Annotated in this window: 2 protein-coding genes; both read left to right on the forward strand. The window is 66.6% G+C overall.

Translation table 11 applies throughout. The annotated features are described in order from the left end of the window. The first annotated feature begins 471 nt into the window (after nt 1-471). A complete protein-coding gene (gene secA, locus QSG27_RS27990) occupies nt 472-3,234 on the forward strand; it encodes a preprotein translocase subunit SecA (RefSeq protein WP_306712013.1) in 2,763 nt (920 codons plus the stop codon). Nucleotides 3,235-3,356: 122 nt separating this feature from the next. Beyond that, entirely contained in the window at nt 3,357-3,806 is a 450-nt protein-coding gene (mscL, locus tag QSG27_RS27995) for a large conductance mechanosensitive channel protein MscL (RefSeq protein WP_306712014.1), read from the forward strand. The last annotated feature ends 76 nt before the right edge of the window (nt 3,807-3,882 follow it).

The following is a 3,882-nucleotide window of genomic DNA, read 5'->3' on the forward strand; positions in this document are numbered from 1 at the left end:
GGCAGGGGCGGCGGGGGCCGGGGTCTGGGCGTGCGCGGCCAGCGCGACGCCGCAGGCGGCCATCGACAGCAGGGCGGCGCGGAACACTCGATTCACCATGGGGTCTCTTCCTTCCGGCGGATGTGTCTTGTCACAGGCTTCTTTATGACGGGCGGCCGCTGTGCGGGCTGTCCGGCCCCGCGCCCGAATCCGCGGGGATTAAGCATGGCTTCGCCGCGCGGGGCAAGCGGTCGTGCACGCGGCCGCGATGCGCAGCCGTGGCGCCTTCTGTCGACCGCGTTCAAGGCGATATGGCGGCGGAACGGTGGTGCTTCCATGGCGGGCCGCAAGCCGCGCCGCTCATCGGCAGAGCCGGCACCCCCCCGCGATACGCCGTTCAAAGGGGCGGGTCTCGTTGACAGAAACTTGCTTCGGGCCTATGTGAGACCGGTCAAAAAGCCGGCTTCACGACGTTCCACCCCCGAGGTTTTCATGTTCGGTGCTCTCGCCCGCAAGATTTTCGGCACCGCCAACACGCGCACGGTCAAGGCGCTGCAAAAATCCGTCCAGCAGATCAACGCGCTGGAGCCCGAGCTGGAGAAGCTCTCCGACGACGAACTGCGCGCCCGCACCGACTGGCTGCGCGGCAGGCTGTCGCAGGGCGAGACGCTCGACGCCATCCTGCCCGACGCCTTCGCCACCGTGCGCGAGGCCGGCAAGCGCGTGCTGGGGCAGCGGCATTACGACGTGCAGCTCATGGGCGGCATGGTCCTGCACCAGGGCAAGATCACCGAGATGCGCACCGGCGAAGGCAAGACGCTGGTCGCCACGCTGGCCGTCTACCTGAACGCGCTGGAGGGCAAGGGCGTCCACGTCGTCACCGTGAACGACTATCTGGCCTCGCGCGACAGCGCCTGGATGGGGCGCATCTACGGCTTCCTCGGCCTGACCACCGGCTGCATCGTGCACGGGCTGGACGACGAGGAGCGCCGCGCCGCCTACGCCGCCGACATCACCTACGGCACGAACAACGAATTCGGCTTCGACTATCTGCGCGACAACATGAAGTTCCGGCTGGAGGACATGGTCCAGCGGGCCTTCAACTTCGCCATCGTGGACGAGGTCGACTCGATCCTGATCGACGAGGCGCGCACCCCGCTGATCATCTCCGGCCCGTCCACCGATTCGTCGGAAATGTACGTGCAGGTGGACCGCCTGATCCCGCAGCTCACGCGGGACGACTATGAGATGGACGAGAAGAACCGCACGGTCAGCCTGTCGGAAGCCGGACAGGAGCACATCGAGCAGCTTCTGTCCCAGGCCGGGCTGCTGAAGACGGGCGGGCTGTACGACATCCAGAACGTGGCGCTGGTCCACCATTCCCAGCAGGCGCTGCGCGCCCACACGCTGTTCCAGCGCGACAAGGACTACATCGTCAAGGACGACAAGGTCATCATCATCGACGAGTTCACCGGCCGCATGATGGAGGGCCGCCGCTATTCGGAGGGCCTGCACCAGGCGCTGGAGGCGAAGGAGAAGGTGACGATCCAGCGCGAGAACCAGACGCTGGCCTCCATCACCTTCCAGAATTATTTCCGCCTCTACCCGAAGCTGGCCGGCATGACCGGCACGGCGATGACCGAGGCGGCGGAGTTCGCGGAGATCTACGGCCTGGAGGTCGTGGACATGCCGACGAACGTGCCGGTCCAGCGCAAGGACATGGACGACGAGGTCTATCGGAAGGCGTCGGAGAAGTACGACGCGATCGTCGACCTGATCGAGGACGCCCGCAAGCGCCAGCAGCCGGTGCTGGTCGGCACCACCTCCATCGAGAAGTCGGAACTGATCGCCGATCTGCTGAAGAAGCGCGGCATCCCGCACAACGTGCTGAACGCCCGCCACCACGAGCAGGAAGCCTACATCGTCGCCCAGGCGGGCCGTCCGGGCGCCGTCACGGTCGCCACCAACATGGCGGGCCGCGGCACCGACATCCAGCTTGGCGGCAACGTCGAGATGCGCATCGCGACCGAGCTGGCCAACCTGCCGGACGGGCCGGAGCGCGACGCCAAGGTCAAGCAGATCCATGCCGAGGTGGCCGAGGCGCGCGATCTGGTGAAGCAGGCCGGCGGCCTCTACGTCATCGGCACGGAGCGGCACGAGAGCCGCCGCATCGACAACCAGCTCCGCGGCCGTTCGGGCCGTCAGGGCGATCCGGGCGCGTCGAAGTTCTTCCTGTCGCTGGAAGACGACCTGATGCGCATCTTCGGGTCGGAGCGCATGGACGGCATGCTCCAGCGCCTGGGCCTGAAGGAGGGGGAGGCGATCATCCACCCCTGGATCAACAAGGCGCTGGAGAAGGCCCAGACCAAGGTCGAGGCCCATCACTTCGAAGTCCGCAAGAACCTGCTCAAGTTCGACAACGTGATGAACGACCAGCGCAAGGTCGTCTACGAGCAGCGCCGCGAGATCATGGACACGGAGGACATCGCCGAGACCGTCCTGGAGATGCGCCATCAGGTCATCTCCAACATGGTCAACAAGGCGATCCCGCCGAACTCCTATTCCGAAGCCTGGGACATCGCCGGCCTGCACGAGGAGGTGAACCGCCTTCTGGGCATGGACCTGCCGGTCGCCGAGTGGGCCAAGGAAGAGGGCATCGCCGAGCCGGAGATCGAGGAGCGCGTCCGTGAGGCCGCCGACCGCAAATACGCGGAGAAGGTGGAGAATTACGGCGCCGAAACGATGCGCCACGTCGAGAAGAGCCTGCTCCTCCAGATCCTCGACCAGGAGTGGAAGGACCATCTGCTCCAGCTCGATCATCTCCGCCAGGGCATTTCGCTCCGCGCCTACGCGCAGAAGGACCCGCTCAACGAGTACAAGCGCGAAGCGTTCGAACTGTTCGAGACCATGCTGTCGACCCTGCGCGAGCAGGTGACCGCCGTGCTGATGCATGTCGAGATCCGCATCGCCCCGCAGCCGGAAGACCTCTACGCCCGTCCGCCGCAGGAGATGCACGAGGGCCGCGACGATCCGGCGCTGGCCATGGCCGGAGCGGGGGCCGAGGCGGGAGCCGGGGCCGGGCAGGGCTACCCGCCCGCCGACGCGCCGCTGCCCGCCGGCATGGTCCGGCGGGAGGCCGCCTCGGTGGTGCCCGGCGCCTCCGACCCCAACGCCTGGGCGAACACGCCGCGCAACTCCCCCTGCCCCTGCGGGTCGGGCCAGAAGTACAAGCATTGCCACGGCAAGGTCGCGTAAGCGTTTCCGTCGGGAATGTTCCGTAGAGGGAGGGCCGGGCCGCGAGGTTCGGCCCTTTCCCGTTGCGGGTTTGAACTTCGGCTGGGCTTCGGCGTTCTCCCATCAAAAGCGGGAGCGCAGCCATGTTGCAGGAATTCAAAACCTTCATCAGCCGCGGCAACGTCGTGGAACTGGCCGTCGGCATCATCATCGGCGCGGCCTTCACCGGCATCGTCAACTCGCTGGTCAAGGATGTCCTGATGCCGCCCATCGGCTGGATCATGGGCGGGATCGACTTCTCCAACTATTTCCTGAACCTGTCCGGCGGCCAGTACGAGAGCCTCGCCGCGGCGGAGGCGGCGGGGGCGGCGACCGTCAACTATGGCCGCTTCATCAACGCCCTCATCAATTTCTTCATCGTGGCGGGCGCGCTGTTCCTCGTCGTGCGGCAGGTCAACCGCCTGCATTTCCTGAACGATTCCAAGCCCAAGGCGCCGCCGCGCCAGGAGGTGCTGCTGGAGGAGATCCGCGATGCGCTGATCGCCCGCGGTTCCCGCCCGCCGGAGGGGGCGCCCGTCACGCGGGTGGAGTGATACGGACGGCGCGTGAAGGCTTCCATTGAGGCTGGCCCGCTCCACCTGATTTGGCATGGGCAGCAAGGTTCACTTG

This window comes from Azospirillum isscasi, assembly GCF_030849505.1.
Taxonomy (GTDB): Bacteria; Pseudomonadota; Alphaproteobacteria; order Azospirillales; family Azospirillaceae; genus Azospirillum; species Azospirillum isscasi.

Bases quoted from the DNA above. Each gene is read 5' to 3' on its own strand.
- secA (WP_306712013.1), top strand. From the start codon at position 472: ATGTTCGGTGCTCTCGCCCGCAAGATTTTCGGCACCGCCAACACGCGC.
- mscL (WP_306712014.1), top strand. From the start codon at position 3,357: ATGTTGCAGGAATTCAAAACCTTCATCAGCCGCGGCAACGTCGTGGAA.